This window comes from Pseudomonas sp. GD04158, from assembly GCF_029834875.1.
GTDB lineage: Bacteria > Pseudomonadota > Gammaproteobacteria > Pseudomonadales > Pseudomonadaceae > Aquipseudomonas > Aquipseudomonas hydrolytica.
Genome location: NZ_JAODYT010000058.1, coordinates 1 through 26,113 on the forward strand (window position 1 = coordinate 1; position 26,113 = coordinate 26,113).

The 26,113-nt window shown below is 66.0% G+C and carries 33 protein-coding genes, 1 tRNA gene and 1 riboswitch; of the genes, 28 read left to right on the forward strand and 6 right to left on the reverse strand.

Features of this window, described 5'->3' with window-relative positions:
- Both N7333_RS18515 and N7333_RS18520 read left to right on the forward strand, forming a co-directional pair.
- On the forward strand, positions 1–171 hold a 171-nt coding region (locus N7333_RS18515; RefSeq protein ID WP_279859217.1), incomplete at its 5' end, for a biotin/lipoyl-containing protein.
- Between the two features lie 10 nt (positions 172–181).
- Positions 182–1,318: a sodium ion-translocating decarboxylase subunit beta gene (locus N7333_RS18520; RefSeq protein WP_129483091.1), complete on the forward strand. Its 1,137-nt coding sequence runs from the start codon at positions 182–184 to the stop codon at positions 1,316–1,318.
- Between the two features lie 108 nt (positions 1,319–1,426).
- Here N7333_RS18520 and N7333_RS18525 read toward each other — a convergent pair whose 3' ends face one another.
- Entirely contained in the window at positions 1,427–1,753 is a 327-nt protein-coding gene (locus N7333_RS18525) for an Arc family DNA-binding protein (RefSeq protein ID WP_003244497.1), read from the reverse strand.
- Between the two features lie 385 nt (positions 1,754–2,138).
- On the opposite strand from N7333_RS18525, the gene phnC reads away from it, so the two are divergent.
- From phnC to phnP, 13 genes are all read left to right on the forward strand, one after another.
- Positions 2,139–2,963 carry a phosphonate ABC transporter ATP-binding protein gene (phnC, locus tag N7333_RS18530; RefSeq protein ID WP_279859202.1) on the forward strand — a complete coding sequence of 275 codons (825 nt, stop codon included), beginning with the start codon at positions 2,139–2,141 and terminating at the stop codon, positions 2,961–2,963.
- A 53-nt stretch (positions 2,964–3,016) separates the two neighbouring features.
- On the forward strand, positions 3,017–4,018 hold the full coding sequence (phnD, locus tag N7333_RS18535) for a phosphonate ABC transporter substrate-binding protein (RefSeq protein ID WP_129483089.1): 1,002 nt from the start codon (positions 3,017–3,019) through the stop codon (positions 4,016–4,018).
- Between the two features lie 63 nt (positions 4,019–4,081).
- Positions 4,082–4,873, forward strand: coding sequence for a phosphonate ABC transporter, permease protein PhnE (gene phnE / locus N7333_RS18540; RefSeq protein ID WP_003244503.1), 792 nt, complete (start codon positions 4,082–4,084; stop codon positions 4,871–4,873).
- 20 nt (positions 4,874–4,893) lie between these two features.
- Positions 4,894–5,616 carry a phosphonate metabolism transcriptional regulator PhnF gene (gene phnF, locus N7333_RS18545; protein ID WP_279859203.1) on the forward strand — a complete coding sequence of 241 codons (723 nt, stop codon included), beginning with the start codon at positions 4,894–4,896 and terminating at the stop codon, positions 5,614–5,616.
- A gap of 11 nt (positions 5,617–5,627) precedes the next feature.
- Complete coding sequence (gene phnG / locus N7333_RS18550) at positions 5,628–6,077, forward strand: phosphonate C-P lyase system protein PhnG (protein WP_279859204.1); 450 nt, start codon at positions 5,628–5,630, stop codon at positions 6,075–6,077.
- Entirely contained in the window at positions 6,077–6,688 is a 612-nt protein-coding gene (gene phnH, locus N7333_RS18555; protein WP_195882204.1) for a phosphonate C-P lyase system protein PhnH, read from the forward strand. Before phnG ends, phnH begins: the two co-directional genes overlap by 1 nt.
- A complete protein-coding gene (locus tag N7333_RS18560; protein WP_024308757.1) occupies positions 6,688–7,764 on the forward strand; it encodes a carbon-phosphorus lyase complex subunit PhnI in 1,077 nt (358 codons plus the stop codon). The genes phnH and N7333_RS18560 overlap by 1 nt, the downstream gene beginning before the upstream one ends.
- Positions 7,764–8,642: an alpha-D-ribose 1-methylphosphonate 5-phosphate C-P-lyase PhnJ gene (locus N7333_RS18565; RefSeq protein WP_279859205.1), complete on the forward strand. Its 879-nt coding sequence runs from the start codon at positions 7,764–7,766 to the stop codon at positions 8,640–8,642. The genes N7333_RS18560 and N7333_RS18565 overlap by 1 nt, the downstream gene beginning before the upstream one ends.
- Entirely contained in the window at positions 8,639–9,448 is an 810-nt protein-coding gene (gene phnK / locus N7333_RS18570; protein WP_195882207.1) for a phosphonate C-P lyase system protein PhnK, read from the forward strand. The genes N7333_RS18565 and phnK overlap by 4 nt, the downstream gene beginning before the upstream one ends.
- A gap of 180 nt (positions 9,449–9,628) precedes the next feature.
- Positions 9,629–10,345 carry a phosphonate C-P lyase system protein PhnL gene (gene phnL / locus N7333_RS18575; protein WP_279859206.1) on the forward strand — a complete coding sequence of 239 codons (717 nt, stop codon included), beginning with the start codon at positions 9,629–9,631 and terminating at the stop codon, positions 10,343–10,345.
- A complete protein-coding gene (locus N7333_RS18580) occupies positions 10,335–11,480 on the forward strand; it encodes an alpha-D-ribose 1-methylphosphonate 5-triphosphate diphosphatase (protein ID WP_279859207.1) in 1,146 nt (381 codons plus the stop codon). Before phnL ends, N7333_RS18580 begins: the two co-directional genes overlap by 11 nt.
- Positions 11,480–12,037, forward strand: coding sequence for a phosphonate metabolism protein/1,5-bisphosphokinase (PRPP-forming) PhnN (gene phnN, locus N7333_RS18585; RefSeq protein ID WP_148117789.1), 558 nt, complete (start codon positions 11,480–11,482; stop codon positions 12,035–12,037). The genes N7333_RS18580 and phnN overlap by 1 nt, the downstream gene beginning before the upstream one ends.
- A complete protein-coding gene (gene phnP, locus N7333_RS18590) occupies positions 12,028–12,792 on the forward strand; it encodes a phosphonate metabolism protein PhnP (RefSeq protein ID WP_279859208.1) in 765 nt (254 codons plus the stop codon). Before phnN ends, phnP begins: the two co-directional genes overlap by 10 nt.
- A 46-nt stretch (positions 12,793–12,838) precedes the next feature.
- Here the strand turns inward: phnP and N7333_RS18595 are convergent, their stop codons facing one another.
- Both N7333_RS18595 and N7333_RS18600 read right to left on the reverse strand, forming a co-directional pair.
- A complete protein-coding gene (locus N7333_RS18595) occupies positions 12,839–13,111 on the reverse strand; it encodes a Rho-binding antiterminator (RefSeq protein ID WP_279859209.1) in 273 nt (90 codons plus the stop codon).
- 145 nt (positions 13,112–13,256) lie between these two features.
- Complete coding sequence (locus tag N7333_RS18600) at positions 13,257–14,504, reverse strand: OprD family porin (RefSeq protein ID WP_003244525.1); 1,248 nt, start codon at positions 14,502–14,504, stop codon at positions 13,257–13,259.
- Positions 14,505–14,824: 320 nt separating this feature from the next.
- On the opposite strand from N7333_RS18600, the gene N7333_RS18605 reads away from it, so the two are divergent.
- Together N7333_RS18605 and N7333_RS18610 are read left to right on the forward strand one after the other, a co-directional pair.
- The gene (locus N7333_RS18605; protein WP_279859210.1) at positions 14,825–15,964 is read left to right on the forward strand and encodes a DUF5610 domain-containing protein; all 1,140 of its coding nucleotides are present in this window, start codon (positions 14,825–14,827) and stop codon (positions 15,962–15,964) included.
- A 48-nt stretch (positions 15,965–16,012) separates the two neighbouring features.
- Entirely contained in the window at positions 16,013–16,249 is a 237-nt protein-coding gene (locus tag N7333_RS18610; RefSeq protein ID WP_096826883.1) for a glutaredoxin family protein, read from the forward strand.
- 62 nt (positions 16,250–16,311) lie between these two features.
- Here N7333_RS18610 and N7333_RS18615 read toward each other — a convergent pair.
- The 3 genes from N7333_RS18615 to mobA form a co-directional block, all read right to left on the reverse strand.
- Positions 16,312–16,388: transfer RNA gene (locus tag N7333_RS18615), tRNA-Pro, on the reverse strand.
- Positions 16,389–16,521: 133 nt separating this feature from the next.
- On the reverse strand, positions 16,522–16,743 hold the full coding sequence (locus tag N7333_RS18620) for a YgdI/YgdR family lipoprotein (RefSeq protein ID WP_003244529.1): 222 nt from the start codon (positions 16,741–16,743) through the stop codon (positions 16,522–16,524).
- Positions 16,744–16,810: 67 nt separating this feature from the next.
- Positions 16,811–17,416 carry a molybdenum cofactor guanylyltransferase MobA gene (gene mobA / locus N7333_RS18625; RefSeq protein WP_279859211.1) on the reverse strand — a complete coding sequence of 202 codons (606 nt, stop codon included), beginning with the start codon at positions 17,414–17,416 and terminating at the stop codon, positions 16,811–16,813.
- Positions 17,417–17,483: 67 nt separating this feature from the next.
- Here mobA and moaB point away from each other — a divergent pair, with 67 nt between their 5' ends.
- The 11 genes from moaB to N7333_RS18680 form a co-directional block, all read left to right on the forward strand.
- A complete protein-coding gene (moaB, locus tag N7333_RS18630) occupies positions 17,484–18,023 on the forward strand; it encodes a molybdenum cofactor biosynthesis protein B (RefSeq protein ID WP_003244532.1) in 540 nt (179 codons plus the stop codon).
- A complete protein-coding gene (gene glp / locus N7333_RS18635; RefSeq protein ID WP_279859212.1) occupies positions 18,020–19,234 on the forward strand; it encodes a gephyrin-like molybdotransferase Glp in 1,215 nt (404 codons plus the stop codon). Before moaB ends, glp begins: the two co-directional genes overlap by 4 nt.
- 149 nt (positions 19,235–19,383) lie before the next feature.
- Positions 19,384–19,995: an NlpC/P60 family protein gene (locus N7333_RS18640; protein ID WP_003244536.1), complete on the forward strand. Its 612-nt coding sequence runs from the start codon at positions 19,384–19,386 to the stop codon at positions 19,993–19,995.
- 84 nt (positions 19,996–20,079) lie between these two features.
- A complete protein-coding gene (locus N7333_RS18645; protein WP_012018253.1) occupies positions 20,080–20,604 on the forward strand; it encodes a C40 family peptidase in 525 nt (174 codons plus the stop codon).
- Positions 20,605–20,611: 7 nt separating this feature from the next.
- On the forward strand, positions 20,612–21,271 hold the full coding sequence (locus N7333_RS18650; RefSeq protein WP_003244539.1) for an O-methyltransferase: 660 nt from the start codon (positions 20,612–20,614) through the stop codon (positions 21,269–21,271).
- Positions 21,272–21,277: 6 nt separating this feature from the next.
- Complete coding sequence (locus N7333_RS18655) at positions 21,278–21,598, forward strand: hypothetical protein (protein ID WP_003244541.1); 321 nt, start codon at positions 21,278–21,280, stop codon at positions 21,596–21,598.
- Between the two features lie 33 nt (positions 21,599–21,631).
- Positions 21,632–21,843, forward strand: a riboswitch (cobalamin riboswitch).
- 183 nt (positions 21,844–22,026) lie between these two features.
- Positions 22,027–22,638, forward strand: a complete 612-nt coding sequence (gene cobO, locus N7333_RS18660; RefSeq protein WP_096826807.1) for a cob(I)yrinic acid a,c-diamide adenosyltransferase — start codon at positions 22,027–22,029, stop codon at positions 22,636–22,638.
- Positions 22,638–23,930: a cobyrinate a,c-diamide synthase gene (locus N7333_RS18665; RefSeq protein ID WP_279859213.1), complete on the forward strand. Its 1,293-nt coding sequence runs from the start codon at positions 22,638–22,640 to the stop codon at positions 23,928–23,930. Before cobO ends, N7333_RS18665 begins: the two co-directional genes overlap by 1 nt.
- Complete coding sequence (gene bluB, locus N7333_RS18670; RefSeq protein ID WP_279859214.1) at positions 23,927–24,580, forward strand: 5,6-dimethylbenzimidazole synthase; 654 nt, start codon at positions 23,927–23,929, stop codon at positions 24,578–24,580. The genes N7333_RS18665 and bluB overlap by 4 nt, the downstream gene beginning before the upstream one ends.
- A 3-nt stretch (positions 24,581–24,583) precedes the next feature.
- Positions 24,584–25,492: an adenosylcobinamide-phosphate synthase CbiB gene (gene cbiB / locus N7333_RS18675; RefSeq protein WP_279859215.1), complete on the forward strand. Its 909-nt coding sequence runs from the start codon at positions 24,584–24,586 to the stop codon at positions 25,490–25,492.
- Positions 25,485–26,113 (forward strand): pyridoxal phosphate-dependent class II aminotransferase (locus N7333_RS18680; protein WP_279859216.1); only part of this gene is annotated, 629 nt, incomplete at its 3' end. The genes cbiB and N7333_RS18680, both read left to right, overlap by 8 nt.

Genomic DNA, 26,113 nt, shown 5'->3' on the forward strand with positions numbered 1-26,113 from the left:
GTACTGGTGCAGCCCGGCCAGGCCGTGGAGGAGGGGCAACTGGTGATCATCCTCGAAGCGATGAAGATGGAAACCGAAATCCGTGCCTTCAAGGCCGGCACCGTCGGTGCCGTCAACGTCAAGGTCGGTGATGCGGTGGCGGTGGGCGCAAGCCTGCTGACCATCGGCTGAGGGGCACGTCATGGAAAAGCTGCTCAAGCTCTGGCAGAGCACCGGCCTGTACCATCTGGAGCCCGGTCAGGCGTTCATGATCGCGGTCTGCCTGGTACTGATCTACCTGGCCATCAAGAAGGGGTTCGAGCCCCTGCTGCTGGTGCCCATCGGTTTCGGCGGTCTGCTGTCGAACATCCCGGTGGCCAACATGGCCGAAGGCGCGGGTTTCCTGCACCTGATCTATGAGGTGGGCCTGCCGACCAGCATCTTCCCGCTGCTGATCTTCCTTGGCGTCGGCGCCATGACCGATTTCGGTCCGATGCTGGCCAACCCCAAGACCCTGCTGCTCGGCGCCGCTGCGCAGTTCGGCATCTTCGGCACCCTGCTCGGTGCCCTGGCGATCACCGCGCTGGGCATTCCCGGCATGGAGTTCACCCTCAAGGAGGCGGCGTCCATCGCCATCATCGGCGGGGCGGACGGGCCGACCTCGATCTTCGTCACCTCCAAGCTCGCGCCCGATCTGCTCGGTCCCATCGCCGTGGCGGCCTATGCCTACATGGCGCTGGTGCCGCTGCTGCAACCGCCGATCATGCGCGCGCTGACCACCAAGGAGGAGCGCGCCATCGTCATGCAGCAACTGCGTCCGGTGGGGCAGACAGAGAAGATCATCTTCCCCATCGTGCTGTGCGTTCTGGTGGGCATGCTGCTGCCCGACGCCGCGCCGCTGATCGGCATGTTCGCCCTCGGCAACCTGCTGCGCGAATGTGGTGTGGTCGAGCGCCTGGCCGATACCTCGCGCAACGCGCTGATCAACATCGTCACCATCTTCCTTGGCCTGACCGTGGGTTCCAAGCTGTCGGCAGAAGCCTTCCTGCAGCTCAAGACCCTGGGCATCCTGCTGCTGGGCATGGTGGCCTTCTGTGCCGGCACCGCTGCCGGGGTGCTGATGGCCAAGCTGATGAACCTGTTCAGCACGCACAAGGTCAACCCGCTGATCGGCTCGGCTGGTGTGTCCGCGGTGCCGATGGCGGCTAGGGTGTCGAACAAGGTGGGCCTGGAGGCCAACCCGCAGAACTTCCTGCTGATGCACGCCATGGGGCCGAACGTGGCCGGGGTGATCGGCTCGGCGGTGGCGGCGGGGGTGTTGCTCAGCTTCGTCGGCTGATCAGGGCGCGGAGTTCGCTCCGCGCTTCGCTACGGCCCGCGAGGGCCGCTGTCAGGAATGGCAGGAATAAAAAAACCGGCGCAAGGCCGGTTTTTTCATGGGCTCGCCTCAGGCTTCTTCGGCGGCCATTTCCACATCGTGGGCAATCAGAGCAACCAGGGCGTTCTGCTGGCGGCGCGACAGCTGACGAAAACGCTGCAGCAACTCACGCTCATGGAGGCTCAGTTCGGGGCTGTCAAGGCGCAGACTGAGATCGTCATCCAGAGCGCCTTCCTGAAGCATGCTCTGCTCCAGACGGGCGATGATTTCCGAATTCATGCTGCGGTGATGGTTGCGTGCTACGTCAGCGATACGCTCACGCATGCCATCGGGCAAGCGAACGACGAATTTGTCAGCCGTGCGGCTGGAATAGGTAGCCTGTTTCATAGGGCGCATACATTACCGGTTAGTTCAGGGAGCGATACTGGTAGTCAGTGTCAAGATTGTCACCGGTTTGACAACCTTATTCACTAGCCGTTCAACCGGTATCGCGTTCTGCGTCGTTATGACCTGAGGGTCATCTGAACAGTTCCTTGACGCCAATTACGTGTCGCATTGTGAGCGAGGTGGAGGCTTAATGCCAGCACCGACTGTCAGAAATGCGCATCAATCGGCAGAAGAGCTGCGCAAGCTGTGCTCAGGCACAAAAGATTCAAACGCCCGTCACTCAAACGTCACCTCCGCTTCACGGGGCTGACACAGGTTCTGCCTACCTTGGTCTACACCAGATGGCGGCCAAGGCGCTGCCTTCTTATCGCCAATGATAGTAGAGGGCCAGCCCATGAGCGCAGTGATTCGAGTCGACCGTCTGAACAAGACCTTCGGGCGTAAACAGGCGCTGTTCGATCTGGCCCTGTCAGTACAGCCTGGCGAGATGGTAGCGCTGATCGGCGCTTCTGGCTCGGGCAAATCGACCCTGCTGCGACATCTGGCCGGCCTGGCACGCGGTGATGGCGGCAGTATCGAGGTACTCGGTCGTCAGGTACAGGCCGAAGGACGCCTCAATGGCGAGGTGCGTCGCCTGCGCGCCGATATCGGCTACATCTTCCAGCAGTTCAATCTGGTCGGCCGCCTCAGCGTGTTGCAGAACGTGCTGCTCGGCGGCCTGGGCCGCATGCCGCGCTGGCGCGGCAGCCTCAGCCTGTTCAATACCGAGGAAAAACAGCGCGCCATGGCGGCGCTGGAGCGCGTCGGTCTGGCCGAGTTCGCAGCGCAGCGCGCTTCCACTCTATCCGGCGGCCAGCAACAGCGCGTGGCCATCGCTCGCGCGCTGTGCCAGCAGGCCGAGGTGATTCTCGCCGACGAGCCGATCGCCTCGCTCGACCCGGAGTCGGCGCGCAAGGTGATGGAAATTCTCGCCGACATCAACCGTCGCGATGGCAAGACCGTGGTGGTGACCCTGCATCAGGTCGACTACGCGGTGCGCTATTGCCAGCGCGCCGTGGCGCTCAAGGGCGGGCGCATTCATTTCGACGGCCCCACCGACAGCTTCAACCCCGATTTCCTCAACGACCTCTACGGCGGTGATCTCGATATCAGCCTGCTGCTGCCGCAAGGGCAGCGCCCACGTGCCGTGGAGCGTCCGCTGACGCTGGCCAAGGCCTGACGTCGCCTTCCTCATTCGAACCATAACGCCAACCCGCAACAGGAGTGTGCTCCATGTTCAAACGCATCGGCCAGGTGCTGGCTGCCTCTGCGCTCGTCACCGGTTCCCTGCTGGGCTCGGTCCAGGCCGCCGAGGAACTCAACTTCGGCATCATCTCCACCGAGTCCTCGCAGAATCTCAAGGCCATGTGGGATCCCTTCCTGGCCGACATGAGCAAGCAGACCGGGGTGAAGATCAACGCTTTCTTCGCGCCTGATTACGCCGGGATCATCCAGGGCATGCGTTTCGACAAGGTCGACGTGGCCTGGTACGGCAACAAGTCGGCGATGGAAGCGGTGGACCGTGCCGGTGGCGAGATCTTCGCCCAGACCGTGGCGGCCAACGGCGCGCAGGGCTACTACAGCCTGCTGGTGGCGCACAAGGACAGCCCGATCGACTCGGTCGAGGACATGCTCAAGAACGCCAAGAGCCTGACCTTCGCCAACGGCGACCCGAACTCCACCTCCGGCTACCTGGTGCCCGGTTATTACGTGTTCGCCCAGAACAACGTCGACTCCGGCAAGATCTTCAAGCGCTCGCTCAACGGCAGTCACGAGGTCAATGCACTGTCGGTGGCCAACAAGCAGGTCGATGTCGGCACCTTCAACAGCGAGGGCATGGAGCGCCTGGAAGTGACCGCGCCGGACAAGGCCGCGCAGCTCAAGGTGATCTGGACCTCACCGCTGATCCCCTCCGATCCCATCGTCTGGCGCAAGAACCTGCCGCAAGAAACCCGCGACAAGCTGCGCGACTTCTTCATGACCTATGGCGCCAAGCCGGAAGAGAAGAAAGTGCTCGAGGGCCTGCAGTGGGGCCAGTTCAAGGCTTCCGACAACGACCAGCTGCTGCCGATTCGTCAGCTCGAGCTGTTCAAGAAGCGCACCGAAGTGGCCAACAACGACAAGCTCAAGGACGCCGACAAGCAGGCTCAGCTCAAGGAGCTGGACGCCGAGCTGGCCAAGCTGGAGCAGCGTATGGCCGAGCGTGAAAAGCAGGGCGGCGCCAGCGCCGGTTGATCCTGGCAGCCCCTCGGTATCGACCGAGGGGCTGACTGCAGTCGTTTTCCCCGAGATACCTTGATGACCACTTTGACCACCCATACCCCGACCGTCGATAGCAAGCGCAGCTGGTTGCAACTGATCGGCTGGGGCCTGTTCTTCGCCGTGCTCGCCTGGTCCTGGCGGGGTGCGGAAATGAACCCGCTGGCGCTGGTGCGCGATGGCGGCAACATGGCCACCTTCGCGGCCGACTTCTTCCCGCCGGATTTCAGCAACTGGCGGCACTACCTCAAGGAAATGGTGGTCACCGTGCAGATCGCCCTGTGGGGCACGGTGCTGGCCATTCTCTGCGCCATTCCGCTGGGCATCCTCTGTTCCGAGAACATCGTGCCCTGGTGGGTGTACCAGCCGGTACGCCGGGTGATGGATGCCTGCCGTTCGATCAACGAAATGGTCTTCGCCATGCTCTTCGTCGTCGCGGTCGGCCTCGGCCCCTTCGCTGGCGTGCTGGCGCTGTTCATCAGCACCACCGGGGTGCTGGCCAAGCTGTTCGCCGAGGCGGTCGAAGCCATCGATCCCGGCCCGGTGGAAGGGGTGCGCGCCACCGGCGCCAGTGCCCTGCAGGAAGTGATCTTCGGCGTCATCCCGCAGGTGTTGCCGCTGTGGATCTCCTACTCGCTGTACCGCTTCGAGTCCAACGTACGCTCGGCCACCGTGGTCGGCATGGTCGGTGCCGGCGGCATCGGGGTGATTCTCTGGGAGGCCATTCGCGGCTTCCAGTTCGCCCAGACCTGCGCCCTGCTGATCGTGATCATCCTGGTGGTGAGCGCCATCGACATCCTGTCCCAGCGCCTGCGCAAGCTCTTTATCTGAAGGAGGAGGAGGGCGCCCGCGTGCGCCCTTTTCAAACGATGAACTTGTCTAGACAAAGCGAACCGCTGTACCGCGAGCTGGCCGCCGTGCTGCGCGAAGACGTGCAGCGCATGAACCCGGGCGATTACCTGCCGGGCGAGATGCAACTGGCCGCACGTTTTTCCGTCAACCGCCACACCCTGCGCCGCGCGGTGGACGAGCTGGTGCTCGAAGGCCGCCTGCTGCGCCGCCAGGGCAAGGGCACCCAGGTGCTGGCCAAGCCACTGGTGTACCCGGTGGAGGCGGGCAGTGCCTTCAGCCAGTCGCTGTCGGCGCTCGGCCACCGTGTCGAGGCCAGGCTGATCGAGCGCCTGCGCCGCACTGGCAGCACTGAGGAATGCCGCCACCTGCAACTGCCTGACGGCAGCGAGCTGATCGAGCTGACCACCCTGCGCCTGCTCGAGGGCCAGCCGCTGAGCCTGATCCGCCACCGCTTCTGCGCCAGCCTGGCGCCACTGTTGGCCGACTACCAGGGCGGTTCGCTGCGCCAGTACCTGGCCGAGCGCGATCTGCCGCTGGCGCGCACTTTCAGCTTGATTGGTGCGCGTCTGCCCAGCCGCGAAGAAGCCGCGCACCTGCTGATGCCGCGCCATGCGCCGCTGCTCAGCGTACTCACCCTGTCCCGCGATCCCGCTGGCCGGGCGGTGGAGCTGGCGCAGTCCAGCAGCCGCGCCGACCGCTTCCAGTACCAGGTAGCGACCTGATGGAGACCCGCATGAACGACCTTGATCCGAACATCACCGCGCGCCAGCGCTGGATGGGCGTGCTGGCCCGCGCCGGCAGCGCCCTCGACGCCCATGAGGCGGCGCTGAAGGACAGCGCCTACCAGCTGATCCGCGCCCCGGAGGTGGGCATGACTCTGGTGCGCGGGCGCATGGGCGGCACCGGCAGCGCCTTCAACCTGGGCGAGATGACCGTGACCCGCTGCGTGGTGCGCCTGGCCGATGGCCGCACCGGTTACAGCTACCTGGCCGGCCGCGACAAGCGCCGAGCCGAGCTGGCCGCCCTGGCCGACGCCCACCTGCAGGGCAGCGACCAGGCGCGCTGGCTCAGTGACCTGATCGACCCCCTGGCTCGCCAGCAGCGCGAGCAGCGCCTGGCCCGGGCCGCGCGCAGCGCCACCACCCAGGTGGAATTCTTCACCCTGGTCAGAGGAGAGGATTGATGACTACGCCGCACAGCTCGCACTGGCTGCAACCGGCTTTCGACGACCCGGTGCTCGATGCCCAGGTCAGCTTCCGCGCCGCCCTCGGCGCGCTGGCCGAACCGGGTCTGCCACGCGCCATGGACCGCGCCCATGCCTTGGGCGACCTGGCCCCGGCCACCTATGGCCTGTGCCTGGCCTTTCTCGACAGCGACACGCCGCTGTGGTTGGCGCCGCGCTTCGATACGCCGCTGATCCGCGCCAACCTGGCCTTCCACTGCGGCTGCCCGATCGTCGCCGAGCGCGAGATCGCCCTGTTCGCCCTGCTCGACGAAAGCGAGCTGGATGACCTGTCGGACTTCGACAATGGCAGCGAACGCTACCCGGATCAGTCCTGCACGCTGCTGATTCAACTCGACGATCTGCACGCTGGCCCGGCCCTGCGCTGGCGCGGCCCGGGCATCAAGGACGTGCGCAGCGTCAACCTGCCGCTGCCGGCCTCGTTCTGGCAGCAACGCCAGGCGCGCAGCGCCTTTCCCCGTGGCCTGGATTGCTTCTTCGCCGCGGGCGGCGAGGTGATCGGCCTGCCGCGCAGTACCCGCGTGCTGATCGAAACCGAGGAGGCTGCCTGATGTATGTCGCCGTCAAGGGTGGCGAACGCGCCATCGACAATGCCCATCAACTGCTGGCCAACCGTCGTCGTGGCGATACCGCCGTCGCCGAACTGGGCGTGCAGCAGGTGCGCCAGCAACTGCCGCTGGCCGTGGCCCGCGTCATGAGCGAGGGCTCGCTATACGACGAGGAACTGGCTGCGCTGGCGATCAAGCAGGCGGCCGGCGATCTGATGGAAGCCATCTTCCTCTTGCGCGCCTACCGCACCACGCTGCCGCGCTTCGGTGCCAGCGAGCCGCTGGATACCACGAAGATGCAGCTGGAGCGGCGCATCTCCGCCACCTTCAAGGATCTGCCCGGCGGCCAGCTGCTCGGCCCAACCTTCGACTACACCCACCGTCTGCTGGATTTCACTTTGCTGGCCGAGGGCGACTATCCGGCGCCGGAAGCGGCCGTTACCGCTGAGCCCAAGCCCTGTCCGCGGGTGCTGGATTTTCTCGCAGGCGAAGGGCTGATGGCACGCGAGGCGGATGACGGCGCGCCGGTGCCCGATATCACCCGCGAGCCGCTGGCTTTCCCGGCCAGCCGTGCCGAGCGCCTGCAGGCCCTGGCCCGTGGCGACGAGGGCTTCCTCCTGGCGCTGGGTTATTCCACCCAGCGTGGCTACGGACGCAACCATCCCTTCGCCGGGGAGATCCGCATCGGCGACGTTGAGGTGTGGATGACGCCCGCCGAACTGGGTTTCGCCGTGCCGCTGGGCGACATCGAAATCACCGAGTGCGAGATGGTCAACCAGTTCGTCGGTGAAAGTGCCGAGCAGGCGCAGTTCACCCGCGGCTACGGCCTGGCCTTCGGTTACGCCGAGCGCAAGGCCATGGGCATGGCCCTGGTCGATCGTGCCCTGCGTGCCGGCGAGTACGGCGAGGAAGTGCAGGGCCCGGCGCAGGAGGAGGAGTTCGTGCTGATGCACTGCGACAACGTCGAGGCCGCCGGCTTCGTCTCGCACCTGAAGTTGCCGCACTACGTCGACTTCCAGGCCGAACTGGAACTGATCCGCAAGCTGCGCCGTCAGGCGTCGGCAGAGGAGAACCGCTGATGAACCTTTCCACTGCAAGCGGCGCCCGCGAGGCGTCGGCCTACAACTTCGCCTACCTCGACGAGCAGACCAAACGCATGATCCGCCGCGGTCTGCTCAAGGCGGTGGCGATCCCCGGCTACCAGGTGCCTTTCGGCGGGCGTGAGATGCCGCTGCCCTACGGCTGGGGCACCGGTGGCATGCAGCTGACTGCGGCCATTCTCGGTACGGACGACGTGCTCAAGGTGATCGACCAGGGCGCTGATGACACCACCAATGCGGTGTCGATCCGCCGCTTCTTCGCCCGCACCGCCGGCGTCGCCACCACCGAGCGTACGCTGGAAGCCAGCGTGATCCAGACCCGTCACCGCATTCCGGAAACGCCGCTGTCGGCCGGGCAGATCATGGTCTACCAGGTGCCGATCCCCGAGCCGCTGCGCTTTATCGAGCCCAGCGAGCAGGAGACGCGGACCATGCATGCGCTGGAGGACTACGGCGTGATGCACGTGAAGCTGTACGAGGACATCGCCACCTTCGGCCATATCGCCACTGCCTACGCCTACCCGGTGACGGTGGACGAGCGCTACGTGATGGACCCGTCGCCGATCCCGAAATTCGACAACCCCAAGCTGAACATGAGCCCGGCGCTGATGCTGTTCGGCGCCGGCCGCGAGAAGCGCCTGTACGCGGTGCCGCCCTTTACCAAAGTGGTCAGCCTGGACTTCGAGGATCACCCCTTCGCCGTGCAGCAGTGGGATGAGTGCTGCGCCTTCTGCGGCAGCACGGAATCCTTCCTCGACGAGCTGATCGTCGACGACGCCGGCAGCAAGCGCTACGTCTGCTCCGACACCGACTACTGCCGCCAGCGCACCGAGCGCCTTGAGGAGAACCTGCAATGAGCGCCGCCGAACGTCTGCAACCTGCCGTGGCAGCGACCGAGCCGCTGTTCTCGGCGCGTGACCTGACCCGCCTGTACGGCCCGGACAAGGGCTGCCAGGGGGTGAGCTTCGACCTCTATCCCGGCGAGGTGCTGGGCATCGTCGGCGAGTCCGGCTCGGGCAAGTCCACCTTGCTCAGCCTGCTCTCCGGGCGCTGCCCGCCGGATCGCGGCAGCGTGAGTTATCGCGCGCGCAGTGGTCAGTGGCTCGACCTGTACAGCGCCAGCGAGGCCGAGCGGCGCACGCTGCTGCGCACCGAGTGGGGCTTCGTCGAGCAGAACCCGCGTGACGGCCTGCGCATGGCGGTATCGGCCGGCGCCAATATCGGCGAGCGGCTGATGGCTCAGGGCGTGCGCCACTACGGCGAACTGCGCGCCGCCGGGCTCGACTGGCTGAGCCAGGTGGAGATCGACCCGGCGCGTATCGATGACCTGCCGCGTACCTTCTCCGGCGGCATGCAGCAGCGCCTGCAGATTGCTCGCAACCTGGTCTCCGCGCCGCGCCTGGTGTTTATGGACGAGCCGACTGGAGGGCTGGACGTGTCGGTGCAGGCGCGCCTGCTCGACCTGCTGCGTGGCCTGGTGCGCGAGCTGGACCTGGCGGTGGTGATCGTCACCCACGACCTGGCGGTGGCGCGTCTGCTGGCCGACCGCCTGATGGTGATGCGCCGCTCGCGCGTGGTGGAGGCGGGGCTGACCGACCAGATTCTCGACGACCCGCAGCATCCCTATTCGCAGCTGCTGGTGTCGTCGGTGTTGCAGCCATGACTGAGAGCTGCCCGCTTGCGCATGACGCGGGATGTAGGGCGGGTGTAACCCGCCACGGCAATGGCGGGTTACACCCGCCCTACGGCCTGCAACCGTCAACCCGTAGCCCGGATGAAATCCGGGAAGCCCGTGCCCGCCACCCCGGATTGCATCCGGGCTACGACAGCAATCGAGGTGTGTATGAACAACCTGATCGAGGTCAGCGGCCTCAGCAAGACCTTCACCCTGCACCAGCAGAACGGCGTCGTCCTGCAGGTGCTGCGTGACCTGAATTTCGCCGTGCGCGGCGGCGAGTGCCTGGTGCTGCATGGGCAGTCCGGCGCCGGCAAGTCGACCCTGCTGCGCACCCTGTACGGCAACTATCTGGCGGCCGGCGGCAGCATTCGCATCCGCCACCAGGACGCGCCGGTGGAGCTGGTCGGCGCCGAGCCGCGCCAGGTGCTGGCGGTGCGCCGGCAGAGCCTGGGTTACGTCAGCCAGTTCCTGCGGGTCATCCCGCGCGTGTCGACCCTGGACGTGGTGATGGAGCCGGCGCTGGCCCGTGGCTGGACGCGCAGCGATGCCGAGGCGCGGGCCAAGAGCCTGCTGAGCCGGCTGAATATCCCCGAGGCGCTGTGGCAACTGGCGCCGGGCACCTTCTCCGGCGGCGAGCAGCAGCGCGTCAACATCGCCCGCGGATTCATGGTCGAGTGGCCGGTGCTGCTGCTCGACGAACCCACCGCCTCGCTGGACGACGCCAACCGCCAGGTGGTGCTGGAGCTGATTGTCGAAGCCAAGGCGGCCGGCAGCGCGCTGATCGGCATCTTCCACGACCGCATCGCCCGCGAGGCGGTGGCCGACCGTTACCTCGACATGAGCGCCGCCGCGGCGCAACCGGAGTACGTCTATGTCGTCTGAACAGATTCTCAGCAACGCCCGTATCGTCACCGCCGAGCGCGAGTTCCTCGGCACACTGTTGCTGCGTGACGGGCTGATCGCCGCGGTGGACGAGGGCGCCAGTCGCCTGCCGCAGGCCCAGGACCTGAGCGGCGACTACCTGCTGCCGGGGCTGGTGGAGCTGCACACCGACAACCTGGAAAAACACATGAGCCCCAGGCCGGGAGTCGATTGGCCGTCGACCTCGGCGGTGCTGACCCACGATGCGCAGATCGTCGCCGCCGGCATCACCACGGTGTTCGATGCGCTGGCCATCGGTGACATCAACCCGCGTGGCCGGCGCATGCAGCAGCTGCCGGCGATGATCGAGGCCATTGCCGCCAGCGAGGCGGCGGGGCAGACCCGCGCGGAGCACCGCCTGCACCTGCGTTGCGAGCTGTGCCACCCCGATGCCCTGACCATCTACCGCGACCTGGTGGAGCACCCGTTGGTGGCGCTGGTGTCGGTAATGGACCACTCGCCCGGCCAGCGCCAGTTCGCCAAGGTGGAGAAGTACCGCGAGTACTACATGGGCAAGTACCACCTGAGTCCGGCGGAGATGGAGGATTTCCTTCAGGAGCAGATCGCCAACTCGCGCCAGTACAGCGACCGTCAGCGTCGCGCCATCGTCGAGGACTGCCACAGCCGGGGTATCTCGGTGGCCAGCCACGACGACGCGACCCTGGCCCACGTGCAGGAGTCGGCCGGCTTCGGCATGGCCATCGCCGAGTTCCCCACCACCCTGGAAGCGGCCAAGGCTAGCCACGAGCTGGGGCTGAAGGTGCTGATGGGCGCGCCGAACCTGGTGCGCGGCGGCTCGCACTCGGGCAATATCGCCGCCGCGGAGCTGGCGCGTCACGGCGTACTGGATATCCTCTCCAGCGACTACTACCCGGCCAGCCTGCTGCATGCGGCCTGGCTGCTCGCCGGGCAGGACAACGACTATGATTTGCCTGCGGCCATCGCCACCGTGAGCCGCGCGCCGGCCAGGGCGGCCGGACTGGATGACCGCGGCGAGATCCGCGTCGGCCTGCGCGCCGACCTGGTACAGGCCAGGGCGCATGGCCAGCAACCGGTGATCCAGCAGGTGTGGCGCCAAGCACGAAGGGTATTCTGATGCAGGGCAGGTTGATCTATCTGATGGGGCCTTCGGGCTCGGGCAAGGACAGCCTGTTGCAAACCGCACGTGCGCCGCTGGAGGCGCACGGCTGCCGTTTCGCCCGACGGGTGATCACCCGCAGCGCCGAGTCGGTAGGCGAGGACGCGCTGGGGGTCAGCCCAGCGGAGTTCGAGCGCCTGGAAGGCGAGGGCGCCTTCGCCCTGAGCTGGCGTGCCAATGGCCTGGCCTACGGCATCCCGCGCGAGATCGACGACTGGCTGAGCGCCGGCCAGGACGTACTGATCAACGGCTCGCGCGGCCATCTCGAAGTCGCCCGCCAGCGCTATCCGCAGCTGCTGGCGATTCTTCTGCAGGTCGACGAGGCGGTGCTGCGCCAGCGCTTGCTGGCTCGCGGCCGCGAGACGCCGGAGCAGATCGAGCAGCGTCTGGCGCGTAGCCGCCAGTTGCAGCAGGAGGAGAGGGCAGGCACCGTCATCCTCGACAACTCCGGCCCCCTGCCGCACACCGTCAGCCGCCTGCTGCAGCTGCTCGACGAGATGCGTCGATGCGCCTGACCCTGCTCGGCACCGGCGATGCCCGCCAGGTGCCCGTGTACAACTGCAGCTGCCCGGCCTGCGATGCGGCGCGCGTGTATCCGGCGCGGCGCCGTGGTCCCTGCTGCGCGCTGATCGAATGCGGCGCGCAGCGCTGGCTGATCGACAGCGGCCTGACCGATCTCACCGAGCGCTTCGCGCCGCACAGCCTCAGCGGCATTCTGCAGACCCACTACCACGCCGACCACGCCCAGGGCCTGCTGCACCTGCGCTGGGGCCAGGGGCTGGTGATTCCGGTGCATGGCCCGGACGACCCGGAAGGGCTGGCCGATCTGTACAAGCACCCCGGCATCCTCGACTTCAGCCAGCCATTCGCCGCATTCGAGCGTCGCCAATTGGGCGAACTGCAGGTCACCGCGCTGCCGCTGACGCATTCCAAGCCGACCTTTGGGTACTTGTTTGAAGGGCTGGGGTTCGAAGGGCAGGGCAGGCGTATCGCCTACCTCACCGACACGGTTGGCGTGCCCGAGGCCAGTTGCGCCGAACTTCAGCGTGCACCGCTGGATCTGCTGGTGCTCGATTGCTCCACCGCGCCGCAGCCGGTGGCGCCGCGCAACCACAACGACCTGACCCGCGCGCTGGAGGTCGTCGCGCGGTTGCAGCCGACGCAAGCGGTGCTGACCCATATCGGCCACGCCTTCGACGCCTGGCTGCTGGAGCACCCCGACGCCTTGCCGCCTGGTGTCCAACTGGCCAGTGACGGGCTGGTGCTGTAACCCAGGCATTGGTGCATAGGGCGCCCAGATATTCGAGGCATGGCGCTCAGCAGCGATTGCCGCTCAACAGCACCCGGCCGAAGCTGGCGCCCGGGTCCTGCGGGGTGATCGCCAGCAGGCGATCCATGCGCAGGCGTTGCTCGCCTTCTGCCGTGCGCACCAGCAGAAACTCTTCCTTGCTCGCCGTGGTTTCGGTGTTCAGGGCCTGACCCTGCATGTGCGTGTCGTCGGTCAGTTCGATGTCCAGGCGGTAGCGGTGCAGGCAGGCGATCTCCAGGTAGTCGTAGAGATCGCAGGCCAGGGGTTGGTAGTCGTCCATCGAGTCGTCCTCCGCGCTGTTCTGAGCCTAGCCGAGGCTCGCGGGCATTACCGGCTTAGCATGAAAAACGCCGCAATCCCCCGGAGGGTATTGCGGCGTTTTTCGTTTCAGTGGCATCGCCCTGCGTGGAGGCGAGGCCTTGGCCTTACATCAGCGGGATGGTGTAGCTGACGATCAGGCGGTTCTCGTCCAGGTCGCCGATACTCGCGTTGGAACGCACCATCGCGTTACGCCAGCGCACGCCGAGGTTCTTCAGCGGGCCTTCCTGAATGATGTAGCTGATATCCACATCGCGTTCCCATTCCTTGCCGCTCACGCCGCCTACACCGTCGAAGCCGTCGCCGGTCACGTAGCGCACGAAGGCGGTCAGACCAGGAATACCGTAGCTGGCGAAGTTGATGTCATAGCGCGCCTGCCAGGATTTCTCGTCCTTGCGGGTGAAGTCGAGAATCTGGAGGTAGTTGACGATGTACGGATCGGTTTCGTTCAGGAACGGGAAGGCATTGTCACCACCGACCTTCTGATAGCCCACGCGGAAGGTATGGGCGCCGATGCCGGCCCACAGGTTGACCGAGGTCAGGTCGTTGTCCAGCTTGCCACCGAGTTTGCGGCCGTTGTCCTGGGAGTCGAAATAGGCCAGGTTGGCGCCCAGCTTCCAGTCGCCGATCGGCTGCACATGGATCAGGTTGTACAGCTTCTGGTCGTAGATATCTTCCAGTTCGCCGTACCACAGGCCGACCGTGGTGTTGCCGCCGTTGAACTTGTAGTCGCCGCCGGCATAGTTGTAGCGATCGCTCCTGCCGCCCACGTTGGTGGCAGTGATGTCCTGCCGGTCGGTGGAGTTGCGGAAATTCACTTCGCGCAGTTGCCCGCCGTTGAGCGTCAGGCCGTCGATCTCCTGCGAGGTCAGCATGCCGCCGGTGAAGACCTGGGGCAGCAGGCGCGAGTCGCCGGAAGCAACGATGGGCAGCTTGGGCATCAGGCCGCCAACCTTGGCCACGGTCTTGGAGATACGCGCCTTGACCGCCCCGGTGGCTTCGGAATATTCGTCCGGCCCTTCATTGCCGAAGGCGTTGGGCAGCAGGTTGGTACCGGCGCGCTCGTCGGAGGAGTCCAGTTTCAGGCCCAGGCCGGCATACGCGTCCAGACCAAAGCCAACGGTGCCCTCGGTAAAGCCTGATTCGGCCTTGAGTATGAAGCCCTGTGCCCACTCTTCGCGTTTGGATTGCTGAGCCGCGGTGGTCTCGCGCAGATCGCGGTTCATGTAGAAGTTGCGTAGTTCCAGGGTGGCCTTGCTGTCACCAATGAAGTCGGCGTGAGCCAGGCTTGGCATGGTGAGGCTGGCGCCCAGCGTGGCGAGAGCCACGGCGCGGGCGAGGGGAGTCTTACTCATTATTGTTGTCTCCTCGTTGTTATTGTCAGCTCGGCCACGATGTGACCGGCCAGTTACGGCGCGATGAAATAAAACACTTCGCCGAGGAGTCGACTCTAAGACTTTAGTCTGGCGGGGCGGCCAAGCCAGCCGGCACCCGGAGGCCCGGAGCCTCTAGGTCGGGTGCTTGCGGGACATGTGGCCGTTTCACCGCAAGTCTGAAAAAACTCGTTCGAGCCGAGTGAAAGGGCAATCAGGCAGGGACCGTTGGTCGATTAAGGCTAAAGCTTGCCTCCTGACGGCCGTTAAGTTCGGCAGATGACCTACTTGGGTACCTCGTCATGAAACCTCTGGCCTCGCTCAATCCTTCCGCCCCTCGCACCGCGCAAGCCAGTCAGTCCATCGCTGCGCGCAACAATGCTGTCGATCCCCAGGCCACGCTGGCCAATCGGCTGGCCGAGAAGCTCGGCCTGCAGCCGGGCGCACTCAATGGCAAGCGCGATGACTTCAGCCCCGAAAAGGTCGCGGAGCGGGTATTGGGTTTCATCGAACAGCGCATCCAGAGCGAGGCGGCCGCCGGTGCCGATCCGGCCAAGCTGGAGAAACTGCTGTCGCAGGCCCGTGAAGGTGTGGAGAAGGGCTTTGCCGAGGCACGCAAGATTCTCGATGGCATGGGCGTACTGAAAGGCCAGGTGGCCAGCGATATCGATGACACCTACAAGCGCATCCAGGACGGCCTGGGCGATCTCGACAAGCGCTTCGGCGGTGCGGCGTCGGGTGTCGGCGACAAGGTGGCGGTGGCTGGTTATCGCGAGCGCTTCAGCGCGGTGGCCGAAACATTCGATCTTTCCGTCACCACGCGCGATGGCGATCGCCTGCGCATTTCCGTGGCGCAGGCTTCGGCCAGCTGGTCGCAGAGCAGTTTCGCGGCGTCCAGCGATGGCAAGAGCAGCACCCTGGTGGGCGCCAGCCAGTCCGGCAGCATGCGTATCGGCGGTTGGCAGGTGAATGTCGAAGGCGAGCTGGACGACGACGAGATCAAGGCGCTGAAAAAACTCTTCAGCCAGGTGCAGGAGCTGTCCGACAAGTTCTACGCGGGTGATCTGGCCGGGGCGTTCGACCGGGCCATGGCGCTGGAGATGGATGGCGAACAACTGGCGTCGATGTCGCTGCGCCTGACCCAGACCACCGTGCGTCAGGCGACCGATGCCTACGGCGCGGTAGCCGGGCAGGGCGCCAGTGCGGTGAATGCCGGGCTGCAGGAATATGCGCAGGGCCTGCTCGACGCGCTGCGCAGCGCCAACGACCTGGCGCAGAATGCCGGCGGTGTGCTCAAGGAACTGCTCAAGGGCGGCTTCTCGCTGGACGAGCGATTCGACCTGCCGCGCCTGGAGAAGGCCGAAAGCCTCAACCGCAGCCTGATCGACGGCCTGCAGTCGCTGCTCGCCGGTCAGTCCGACAAGGGTGCCGGCGCGAGCTGACACCTGCCGGTGCTAGACTGCGTACCTTGCTGAGAACGAGGTGCGCTCATGACGCCTGAATGCCAACTTTTCGGAACCCTGGGCTGCCACCTCTGCGAGGTGGCAGAGGCGTTGCTCATGCCGTTCGTCGAGAACGGTCTGCTGGTCGAGCTGATCGATATCGCCGAGCACGAGGGCATGATCGAGCGCTACGGCTTGCGCATTCCCGTGTTGCGCCGTTGCGACACCGGGAACGAGCTGAACTGGCCATTCGACGCCGAGCAGGTGGTGGCTTTTCTGCGTTGAACAGCCTGCGGAGCTGAATCGCAGGCAATAAAAAACCCGCCGGTTAAGGCGGGTTTTTGATTTGGTCGGAGAGACAGGATTCGAACCTGCGACCTTCTCGTCCCGAACGAGACGCGCTACCAAGCTGCGCTACACTCCGAATGAGGCGTATTCTACCGAAAAACTTTTACCGCACAAGGGGTTAGCCCGAAAAAATCTGCAAGTCGGGATATCCCCAGTCAACTCGCTTTCGGCTTCCGGGCGTTGCCTGGTAGAGCGCCTGGCTCGAAGTCTCAGAGCTCCTTGACGGTCTGCACCTGATCCTTGTTGATGGTGGCGCGCTTGCCATCGAGCTGCTCGAATTCGTAGAAGCCGGACTCTTCGTCGTACTTGGGCTTGTCCACGGTCTGGATCTCGCGACCGTCAGTCAGCGTTATCACCGAAGGCGAAGCGCAGCCGGCCAGTACAGCGAAACCGAGGGCAATCAGCAGGGCGGGAATGATCCGTTGAGTCATGGTCTGTCTCCTTGGGTGATACGACTATTTACCCTGGCTCAGACGTGAAAGCGCTGTTCGAGTTCCGCTAGGACTCTCGAGCGTCAGCCGAGAGGGACGCGGCAGCGAGCATCTCCGGCGTATTGAGGTTGGCCAGGCGTGGGTCGTCGATGGGGCATTCCACCGCAACCGGAGCCAGCCTGGAGAACCAGCGTTGCGGGCTGCGCTCTCCGGCCTGCCATAGCTGTTCCAGATCTGCCTTCAGCGCCGTCGGTAACAGGCAGAACAGCGGTTGCCAGTAATCGCCCTGGCGCACCACCACCGGGCGCGCACCGGCGTGGGCCAGCAAGGCTTCGAGCAACTGCCGATCCACCAGCGGCGCATCGCAGGGCAGCACCAGCATCTGCTCATGACGGGCGACTGCCATGCCGGCGCGGATGCCAGCCAGCGGCCCCTGAAAGTCCTGGTCCTCGTCGGTTACCAAGTGGTCGGCGTAATGCGCGTAGCGTTCGTGATTGCGGTTGCAGGACAGGATCAGATCGTCGCTCAGGGGGCGCACCTGCTCGTGCAGCCAGGCGATCAGTGGTCGGCCGCGCCATTCCAGCAGGCCTTTGTCGCGTCCGCCCATGCGTTGGCCGCGGCCACCGCAAAGCAGCAGCACCGAGCAGGGAAAAGAGGCGTGGGTAACGGGCATGGGGCGGTCTCCGACGGCGGGGCCTGTGATATAACTCCGGCCATTCTCTCGCAATTGGAAGCCTGCCATGAATCACAAGGCCGATGCGGTTTTCGTGCCGCTGAATATCGCCGTGCTCACCGTCAGCGACACCCGCACCCTGGAAACCGATACCTCGGGCCAGCTCTTCGTCGACCGCCTGCAGGCGGCCGGGCACCGGCTGGCGGCTCGGGTATTGCTCAAGGACGATCTTTACCGGATTCGCGCCCAGGTGGCCAACTGGATCGCCGAGGAAGAGGTGCAGGTGGTGCTGATAACCGGAGGTACCGGATTCACCGGTCGCGACAGCACGCCGGAGGCGGTGAGCTGTCTGCTGGACAAGCAGGTGGACGGTTTTGGCGAGTTGTTCCGGCAAATCTCCGTGGCCGATATCGGCACCTCTACCGTGCAATCGCGCGCCCTGGCCGGTCTGGCCAACGGCACGCTGGTGTGCTGCCTGCCGGGTTCGACCAATGCCTGCCGTACCGCCTGGGAGGGCATCCTCGCCGAGCAGCTGGATGCCCGCCATCGCCCGTGCAACTTCGTCGCACACCTGAAACCGGTGGCGGCCTGCGAGTCGCGCGGATGAGCGGTTGCGATCACCCCGGCTTGCTGCCCATGGAGGCGGCGCTGCAACGTCTGTTGACGCTGGCCGCCGCCGCGCCCATCGAGCAGACGGAGTCGGTGACACTCGGTGAAGCTGACGGCCGGGTGCTGGCCGAGCCGCTGCTCGCCACCCTGGATCTGCCGCCATGGCCCAACAGCGCCATGGACGGCTATGCCCTGCGTCTGGCTGACTGGCAGGGCCAGGCGCTGCCGGTCAGTCAGCGCATCCAGGCCGGTGTGGCGCCTGCGCCGCTGCAGCCCGGTAGCTGCGCGCGCATCTTTACCGGTGCACCATTGCCGGAGGGCGCCGATACGGTGGAGATGCAGGAGAACGTCGAGCTCGACGAGTCGGGGCAGGTGCGTTTTCGCGAGCCGCTGCACGTTGGGCAGAACGTCCGTGCGCAGGGGCAGGAGACACGCGTCGGAGACTGCGTCCTGCCGGCAGGCACGCGTCTCGGGCCGATCGAGTTGGGGCTGGCCGCCTCGCTGGGTGCGGCACACCTGAAAGTGCGCCGGCGTTTGCGGGTCGCGGTGTTGTCGACCGGCGACGAGCTGGTCGAGCCGGGGCAGACGCTGGGGCCGGGACAGATCTACAACAGCAACCGACGCCTGCTGATCGCCTGGTTGCAGCGCCTGGGTTGCGCCGTGGTCGACGCCGGTATCCTGCCCGACGATCTGCCGCGCACTCGCGAGGCGCTGGGCGCGCTGGGCGATGTGGATCTGATCCTTTCCACCGGTGGCGTGTCGGTGGGCGAGGCGGACTATCTGGGTCTGGCTCTGCGTGAGGCCGGCGAGCTGGCGCTGTGGAAGCTGGCGATCAAGCCGGGCAAGCCGCTGACCTTCGGCCATTATCAGGGCGTGCCGGTCATAGGCTTGCCGGGTAATCCGGCTTCGACCCTGGTCACGTTCGGCTTGTTGGCGCGTCCTTACCTGCTGCGTCGTCTCGGCGTACAGCGTGTCGAGCCGCTGGGGTTCGTCGTGCCGGCTGGCTTCGCATGGCACAAGCCGGGCACGCGCCGTGAGTACTTGCGCGCGCGTCTGGAAGGTGGGCGCGCGGTGCCCTATGCCAACCAGAGCTCCGGGGTGCTGCGCAGCGCCGCCTGGGCCGAAGGGCTGGCCGAGGTCATGGAGGGCAGTACCCTGGCCGAAGGCGACAGCCTGCGTTTCATCCCACTCAGCGAGCTACTTGGCTGAGTCTTTCGCGCCCGAGCGGGAGACCGAGGAGGGCGCGTTAGATGGCAGGATGGAACTACTGAGTCACATTTCCAACGATAGAATTTGCAAATGGGCTGCATAGAAGGCATAGTCGCGCACTTATAAATTCCACTGACACGGTCGTGCCCATGCTAAAACGCTTCGCACCCCTCGTGCCCATTGCACTGACAGCCTTCCTCGCCGCCTGTGCCGGCCATGCGCCGCAGCCCCAGGTTACCGAGCCCGCGGTCAAGCCCGTCGCTCAGCAGGTGAAACCTGCCGAGGACGAAATCACCGCTCTGATCGACGACAAACCCTACGAAATGCCGCAACTGGCCGACAGCCTGCTCGAGCTGGGTCGTTCGCTGATCGGCACCCGTTATCGCTACGGCGGTACGTCGGTGCAGTCCGGCTTCGATTGCAGCGGCTTCGTCGGTTACGTGTTCCGTGAGGAAATCGGCCTGGAACTGCCACGTTCCACGCGTGAACTGATTAACCTGGACGCGCCCAAGGTGGCCCGTGCCGATCTGGAGCCCGGCGATCTGATCCTGTTCAACGATCGCGGTCGTGGTCGTGTCAGCCACGCCGGCATCTACCTGGGCGATGATCAGTTCATCCATTCCAGCAGCAGCCGCAGCGGCGGCGTGCGCATCGACAGCCTGGACGACAGCTACTGGAATCGCAGCTACCTGCAGGCCAAGCGCGTGCTGGCGCTGGCTCCGGTGGAAGAGAGCCAGGCGCAGGCCAAGCGCCATCCTTGACGCATGACGGCGCGCCCGCAGGGTTGCGCCGTTCGTCGCGAGACGGCAGAGTAGAGCGCATCCAGGCTCAGGATCGCCTCGCTCATGCCCGTTACGACCCGTGTTGCCCTGCTTGTTCTCGCCTTGCTGCTGAGTGCTTGCAGCAGTCGCGCTCCCTCTCCCCAGCCCACCTATATACCGCCTTCCACTGCGTCCCATTACCAGGGGGGCGCCGAGGATGTGCTGTTTCGTGCCCTGGGTTTGGTCGGTACACCCTACCGCTATGGCGGTAACACCCCGGATGGCGGCTTCGACTGCAGCGGCCTGATCGGTTACGTGTACCGGGATGCCGCGGGCATCAGTCTGCCGCGCTCGACCCGCGAGCTTAGCGCGATGCGCGTGCCCAACGTCCGGCGCGACGCCCTGCAGAGCGGCGATCTGGTGTTCTTCGCCACCAATGGCGGGCGCGCCGTCAGTCACGCCGGCATCTATGTTGGCGAGGGTCGCTTCGTCCATGCCCCTTCCACCGGCGGCACGGTGCGTCTGGACAGCCTGGCCAGCGGCTACTGGCAGGGCGTCTACCTCGATGCCAAACGCATCATCACCCCCGAACTGGCGCGCAATCCCTGAGGCGAGCGTGACTCAGCGTACGCTGCAACTCGACGACGCCCTCTACCAGTACCTGCTGGATGTCTCCCTGCGCGAGTCGCCGCTGCTCGCCCGCCTGCGTGAAGAAACCGCGCAGCTAAGCCAGGCGCGCTGGCAGATTGCGCCGGAGCAGGGGCAGTTCATGGCGCTGCTGGTGCGCCTCACCGGCGCCCGGCGGGTCATCGAGGTGGGCACTTTCACCGGCTACAGTGCGCTCTGCATGGCGCAGGCCCTGGGCGAGGGTGGGCGCCTGATCTGCTGCGACCTGCCTGGAGACTACAACGCCACTGCGCGCCGCTACTTCGCCGAGGCCGGGGTTGCCGAATCCATCGAGTGGCGGCTGGGCCCGGCGCTTGAAAGCCTGGCGGCGCTGGCTCGAGAGGGACAGGGCGTCTTCGACCTGATCTTCGTCGATGCCGACAAGGCCAACTATCCGGCCTACCTGGAGCAGGCCCTGTTTCTGCTGCGTCAGGGTGGTCTGCTGCTGTTCGACAACACCCTGTGGAGCGGTCGGGTGCTGCAACGCTCCCCCGACAGCGAAGACACGCGCGCGATCCAGGCGCTCAACCTGGCCCTGCGTGACGACCCGCGCATCGACCTGTCGCTGCTGCCGCTGGGCGACGGTCTGACGCTCTGCCGCAAACGTTAGCCCTGTATGGCCGATCCCATCCGTTTGCCGCCTCAGCCCGAGGTTTGCGAGCTGTGCGCCAGGCCAGTCGCATTGACCCGCCACCATCTGATTCCCAAGGCCCTGCATGACAAGGTCTATGTACAGAAGCGCTACGCGCGGCATGAGCGCATTACCGCCACGCTCTGGGTATGCCGGGCTTGCCATAACCAGATTCACCGCCTGTTCAGCGAAAAGGAGCTGGCGTTGACTTACAACAGCCGTGAGGCGCTATTGAGCGATGAGCGCATGCGTACCTTCGTTGAGTGGCTGGCGCGTAAACCACCGGGCTTCGTGCCGAAACATTGACTGTCGTTGACGCACGAGGCTGTCAGCCTCTACCCTGCGCGCCTTGCTTCAGGTGCCCCGCGCCGTCCCCATCGAAGGCGCCGGGGTGAAACAGGGAAGCCGGTTCCAATGCCGGCGCTGCCCCCGCAACGGTAGGTGAGTCAAACGCTGTTTCAGGCCACTGTGCAATGCACGGGAAGGCGCAGCGTCGAACCTTTCAGGTTCGCTCACGAGCCCGGAGACCGGCCTGTCGCAGTTCCACGGCATCGCGGAGGGCGTTGTCCGGCCAGTGCTCCGGTTCTACCGGGGCCTCGGTGTTGCCTGCCTTCCGCTCGCCTGACCAGCCATTGGCGCCTGTATGAGGTCGCGCGGATCATCGCGATTCTTCATAGTCGTTCGCACTGTTCCTGAAGCAGGCAACGCGGGCACCTGACTTGCAGGAGCACAGCATGAGCGAATCCGCCGAACGCGACGCCCGCCACAAGGCGCGCATGCAGCGCAAGAAAGCCCTGATCGACGAGAAGATCGCCCAGGCCCAGGATGAATACGGCCTGCTGCTGGTGCACAGCGGAAACGGCAAGGGCAAGAGCAGCAGCGCCTTCGGTATGGTCGCGCGCGCCCTTGGCCACGGTATCAAGGTTGGCGTGGTGCAATTCATCAAGGGCGCGGCCAGCACCGGTGAGGAAACCTTCTTCCGCCGTTTCCCCGAGGAAGTCAGCTACCACGTGATGGGCGAGGGCTTCACCTGGGAGACCCAGGATCGTCAGCGCGACATCGCCAAGGCGCAGGAGGCCTGGGCCGTGGCCCGGCGTCTGCTCGGCGACGAGTCCGTTGGCCTGGTGGTGCTGGACGAGCTGAACATCGCCCTCAAGCACGGTTACCTCGAACTGGATGCGGTGCTGGCCGATATCGAGGCCCGGCCGCTGCTGCAGCACGTGGTGGTGACCGGCCGCGGTGCCCTGCCGGGGATGATCGAGGCGGCCGATACGGTCACCGAGATGAGCCTGGTCAAGCATGCGTTCAAGTCTGGCGTGAAGGCGCAGAAGGGCATCGAATTCTGATGACGACACGTCACTGCCCGGCGTTGCTGATCGCCGCCCCGGCTTCTGGCCAGGGCAAGACCACCGTCACCGCTGCGCTGGCACGTCTGCATACGCGCCAGGGGCGGCGCGTGCGGGTGTTCAAGTGCGGGCCTGATTTTCTCGACCCGATGATCCATGCCCGCGCCAGTGGCGCGGCGGTGTACCAGCTCGACCTGGCCATGGTCGGCGAGGCGGAGAGCCGTCGCCTGCTGTGGCAGGCCGCCGGCGAGGCGGATCTGATCCTCATCGAAGGGGTGATGGGCCTGTTCGACGGCAAACCCTCGGCGGCGGACCTGGCGCGTCACTTCGGCGTGCCGGTGCTGGGCGTGATCGACGGCGCGGCCATGGCGCAGACCTTCGGCGCCCTGGCCCATGGCCTGGCCACCTTCCAGCCCGATCTGCCCTTTGCCGGCGTGCTCGGCAATCGCGTTGCCAGCAGCCGTCATGGCGAGATCCTGCGCGATGCCCTGCCGCCGAGCATTCGCTGGTTCGGCGCCTTGCCGCGCAGCGCCGCGGTGGAGTTGCCCAGTCGCCATCTGGGCCTGGTGCAGGCCGCCGAGCTGGAGGATCTGGATGCGCGTCTGGACGCTGCCGCCGATGCGCTGGCGGCCAGTGCCGATGTCGACCTGCCGCCGGCGGTGAGTTTCGCCGCGCCGCATATCAGTGAACCCGCGCCCTTGTTGAAGGATGTGCGCATTGGCGTGGCGCGCGATGCGGCGTTCGCCTTCCTCTATCAGGCCAATCTCGATCTGCTGCAGGCGCTGGGCGCCGAGCTGCGCTATTTCTCGCCGCTGGCCGACAGCGCGCTGCCCGAGGTGGATAGCCTTTATCTGCCTGGCGGTTATCCCGAGCTGTATCTGGCCGAGCTTGCAGGCAATCAGGCCATGGCCGCGGCCATCCGTGCCCATCATCAGGCCGGCAAGCCGCTGCTCGCCGAATGTGGCGGCATGCTCTATCTGCTCGACGAACTGCGCGACAAGCAGGGCGCCAGCGGCCGGATGCTCGGTCTGCTGACGGGCAGCGCCGCATTGCAGCCGCGCCTGACCGCGCTGGCCCTGCAGGAGGTGACGCTGCCGGAGGGCGAGCTGCGTGGCCATAGCTACCATCACTCGCGCCTGGACAGCCCGCTCGAGCCGCTGGTACGCGGGCGCTGTCCGAACGGCAAGCCGGTGGCCGAGGCGGTGTATCGCCTGGGCCGACTGACTGCCAGCTATATCCACTTCTACCTGCCGTCCAACCCGGAGGCAGCCGCCGCGCTGCTGCGCCCATGAGCGAGCACGCCTTCAGCCCCGAAGAGCGCGCGGCGGTGTACCGCGCCATCGCCGAGCGTCGTGACATGCGCCATTTCAGCGGTGGCGAGGTGCCGGCCGAGGTGTTGGCGCGCCTGCTCGAAGCCGCCCACCATGCGCCCAGCGTTGGCCTGATGCAGCCCTGGCGTTTCGTGCGCATCCGCGATGAGCAGCTGCGTGAGGCGGCCCATGCGCTGGTGGAGGCCGAGCGGGTGCGCACCGCCGAGGCCCTGGGCGAGCGCAGCGACGAATTCATGCGGCTGAAGGTCGAGGGCATCCGCGATTGCGCCGAGCTGCTGGCGGTGGCGCTGATGGACGGACGCGAGGCACATGTCTTCGGGCGACGCACGCTGCCGGAAATGGATATGGCCTCGGTGGCCTGCGCGATTCAGAATCTGTGGCTGGCCGCGCGCGCCGAAGGTCTTGGGCTGGGCTGGGTGTCGCTGTTCGATCCCGCAGCGCTGGCCGAGCTGCTGGGCATGCCGGCCAGCAGCAAGCCGGTGGCGCTGCTGTGTCTGGGGCCGGTGGATGCCTTCTATGAAAAACCCATGCTGGTGCAAGAGGGCTGGGCCACGCCTCGACCGCTGAGCGAGCTGCTGTTCGAGAATCGATGGGGAGTGCAGGGTGACTGAACGATGAGCCTGGCGCTGATCACCTGCGCCGGTGTGGCGCTGGACGCCGTGCTGGGCGAGCCACGCCGCGCGCATCCGCTGGTGGCCTTCGGGCACCTGGCCGAGCGCCTGGAGCAGCGTTTCAACCCGGCCGGCGGTGGCTGGCGCAGCCATGGCGTCACCGCCTGGTGCCTGGCAGTGCTGCCGTTGATCCTGCTCACCTGGCTGCTGGTGCAGATCAGCGGGGTGGGCTGGGCGGTGGAGATCTTCGCCCTGTATTTCGCCCTTGGCCTGCGCAGTCTTTACGAGCACGCGCAGCCGGTGGCCCGCGCGCTGCGCCTGGGCGACCTTGCGCTGGCACGCGAGCGGGTCGGCTGGATGGTCAGCCGCAACACCGCCGAGCTGGACGCCACCGGCGTGGCCCGCGCCGGTACCGAGTCGGTGCTGGAGAACGGTTCCGATGCGGTATTCGCCGCCTTGTTCTGGTTCATCGTCGCCGGTGCACCCGGCGTGGTGCTGTACCGCCTGAGCAATACCCTGGACGCCATGTGGGGCTATCGCAACGAGCGTTTCGAGCGCTTCGGCTGGGCGGCGGCGAAGATCGATGACCTACTCAACTACATCCCGGCGCGCCTGGTGGCGCTGACCTATGCGCTGCTCGGGAATACCCTTCTGGCGCTGCGCTGCTGGCGCCGGCAGGCGCCATTGTGGGACAGTCCCAATGCTGGCCCGGTGATGGCCGCTGGTGCCGGCAGCCTGGGTGTGAGTATGGGCGGCGCCGCCGAATACCACGGCGAGCTGCATGAGCGCCCGCAGCTGGGCGAGGGCCCTGCGCCGCGCGCGCGGGATATCGAACGGGCGATGAACCGGGTCGTTGCCGGCGTTGGCCTGTGGTTGCTGTGCCTGATGATCTGGGAGGTGCTGGGTGCTTGAACACGGAGGTCGACTGCGCGCGGCGGCGCAGCGCTATGGCATCCCCCTGGAGGACTGGCTGGACCTGTCCACCGGTATCGCCCCCTATGGCTGGGATCTGCCGCCGGTTCCCGCTCAGGCCTGGGCGCGGTTGCCCGAGATCAACGATGGCCTGGAGGCGGCCGCGCGCGATTATTACGGCGCCGCCAGCCTGTTGCCGGTGGCCGGTTCGCAGGCGGCGATCCAGGCTCTGCCACGCCTGCGCACGCACAGCAACGTGGGCATCCTCGCGCCGACCTACGCCGAGCACGCCGCGGCCTGGCGCCGCGAAGGCCATCGCATCACCAAGCTCAGCGAGGGTTCGGTGCATCGCGCGCTGCCGCAGCTCGACGTGCTGCTGGTGGTCAATCCCAACAACCCGACCGGGCGCCTGATCGAGCCGGCGCGCCTGCTCGACTGGCACGACGAGCTGGCCGAGCGCGGCGGCTGGCTGGTGGTCGACGAAGCCTTCATCGACTGCACGCCGCAGCACAGCCTGGCGGCCTACAGCGACATGCCGGGGCTGATCGTGCTGCGTTCGTTCGGCAAATTCTTCGGTCTGGCCGGCCTGCGTCTGGGCTTCGTGCTGGCGGCGCAGGCCCT

Coding starts and splice junctions, on each gene's coding strand:
- N7333_RS18520 (WP_129483091.1), top strand. CDS start 182: ATGGAAAAGCTGCTCAAGCTCTGGCAGAGCACCGGCCTGTACCATCTG.
- N7333_RS18525 (WP_003244497.1), bottom strand. CDS start 1,753: ATGCGCCCTATGAAACAGGCTACCTATTCCAGCCGCACGGCTGACAAA.
- phnC (WP_279859202.1), top strand. CDS start 2,139: ATGAGCGCAGTGATTCGAGTCGACCGTCTGAACAAGACCTTCGGGCGT.
- phnD (WP_129483089.1), top strand. CDS start 3,017: ATGTTCAAACGCATCGGCCAGGTGCTGGCTGCCTCTGCGCTCGTCACC.
- phnE (WP_003244503.1), top strand. CDS start 4,082: ATGACCACTTTGACCACCCATACCCCGACCGTCGATAGCAAGCGCAGC.
- phnG (WP_279859204.1), top strand. CDS start 5,628: ATGAACGACCTTGATCCGAACATCACCGCGCGCCAGCGCTGGATGGGC.
- phnH (WP_195882204.1), top strand. CDS start 6,077: ATGACTACGCCGCACAGCTCGCACTGGCTGCAACCGGCTTTCGACGAC.
- N7333_RS18560 (WP_024308757.1), top strand. CDS start 6,688: ATGTATGTCGCCGTCAAGGGTGGCGAACGCGCCATCGACAATGCCCAT.
- N7333_RS18565 (WP_279859205.1), top strand. CDS start 7,764: ATGAACCTTTCCACTGCAAGCGGCGCCCGCGAGGCGTCGGCCTACAAC.
- phnK (WP_195882207.1), top strand. CDS start 8,639: ATGAGCGCCGCCGAACGTCTGCAACCTGCCGTGGCAGCGACCGAGCCG.
- phnL (WP_279859206.1), top strand. CDS start 9,629: ATGAACAACCTGATCGAGGTCAGCGGCCTCAGCAAGACCTTCACCCTG.
- N7333_RS18580 (WP_279859207.1), top strand. CDS start 10,335: ATGTCGTCTGAACAGATTCTCAGCAACGCCCGTATCGTCACCGCCGAG.
- phnN (WP_148117789.1), top strand. CDS start 11,480: ATGCAGGGCAGGTTGATCTATCTGATGGGGCCTTCGGGCTCGGGCAAG.
- phnP (WP_279859208.1), top strand. CDS start 12,028: ATGCGCCTGACCCTGCTCGGCACCGGCGATGCCCGCCAGGTGCCCGTG.
- N7333_RS18595 (WP_279859209.1), bottom strand. CDS start 13,111: ATGGACGACTACCAACCCCTGGCCTGCGATCTCTACGACTACCTGGAG.
- N7333_RS18600 (WP_003244525.1), bottom strand. CDS start 14,504: ATGAGTAAGACTCCCCTCGCCCGCGCCGTGGCTCTCGCCACGCTGGGC.
- N7333_RS18605 (WP_279859210.1), top strand. CDS start 14,825: ATGAAACCTCTGGCCTCGCTCAATCCTTCCGCCCCTCGCACCGCGCAA.
- N7333_RS18610 (WP_096826883.1), top strand. CDS start 16,013: ATGACGCCTGAATGCCAACTTTTCGGAACCCTGGGCTGCCACCTCTGC.
- N7333_RS18620 (WP_003244529.1), bottom strand. CDS start 16,743: ATGACTCAACGGATCATTCCCGCCCTGCTGATTGCCCTCGGTTTCGCT.
- mobA (WP_279859211.1), bottom strand. CDS start 17,416: ATGCCCGTTACCCACGCCTCTTTTCCCTGCTCGGTGCTGCTGCTTTGC.
- moaB (WP_003244532.1), top strand. CDS start 17,484: ATGAATCACAAGGCCGATGCGGTTTTCGTGCCGCTGAATATCGCCGTG.
- glp (WP_279859212.1), top strand. CDS start 18,020: ATGAGCGGTTGCGATCACCCCGGCTTGCTGCCCATGGAGGCGGCGCTG.
- N7333_RS18640 (WP_003244536.1), top strand. CDS start 19,384: ATGCTAAAACGCTTCGCACCCCTCGTGCCCATTGCACTGACAGCCTTC.
- N7333_RS18645 (WP_012018253.1), top strand. CDS start 20,080: ATGCCCGTTACGACCCGTGTTGCCCTGCTTGTTCTCGCCTTGCTGCTG.
- N7333_RS18655 (WP_003244541.1), top strand. CDS start 21,278: ATGGCCGATCCCATCCGTTTGCCGCCTCAGCCCGAGGTTTGCGAGCTG.
- cobO (WP_096826807.1), top strand. CDS start 22,027: ATGAGCGAATCCGCCGAACGCGACGCCCGCCACAAGGCGCGCATGCAG.
- N7333_RS18665 (WP_279859213.1), top strand. CDS start 22,638: ATGACGACACGTCACTGCCCGGCGTTGCTGATCGCCGCCCCGGCTTCT.
- bluB (WP_279859214.1), top strand. CDS start 23,927: ATGAGCGAGCACGCCTTCAGCCCCGAAGAGCGCGCGGCGGTGTACCGC.
- cbiB (WP_279859215.1), top strand. CDS start 24,584: ATGAGCCTGGCGCTGATCACCTGCGCCGGTGTGGCGCTGGACGCCGTG.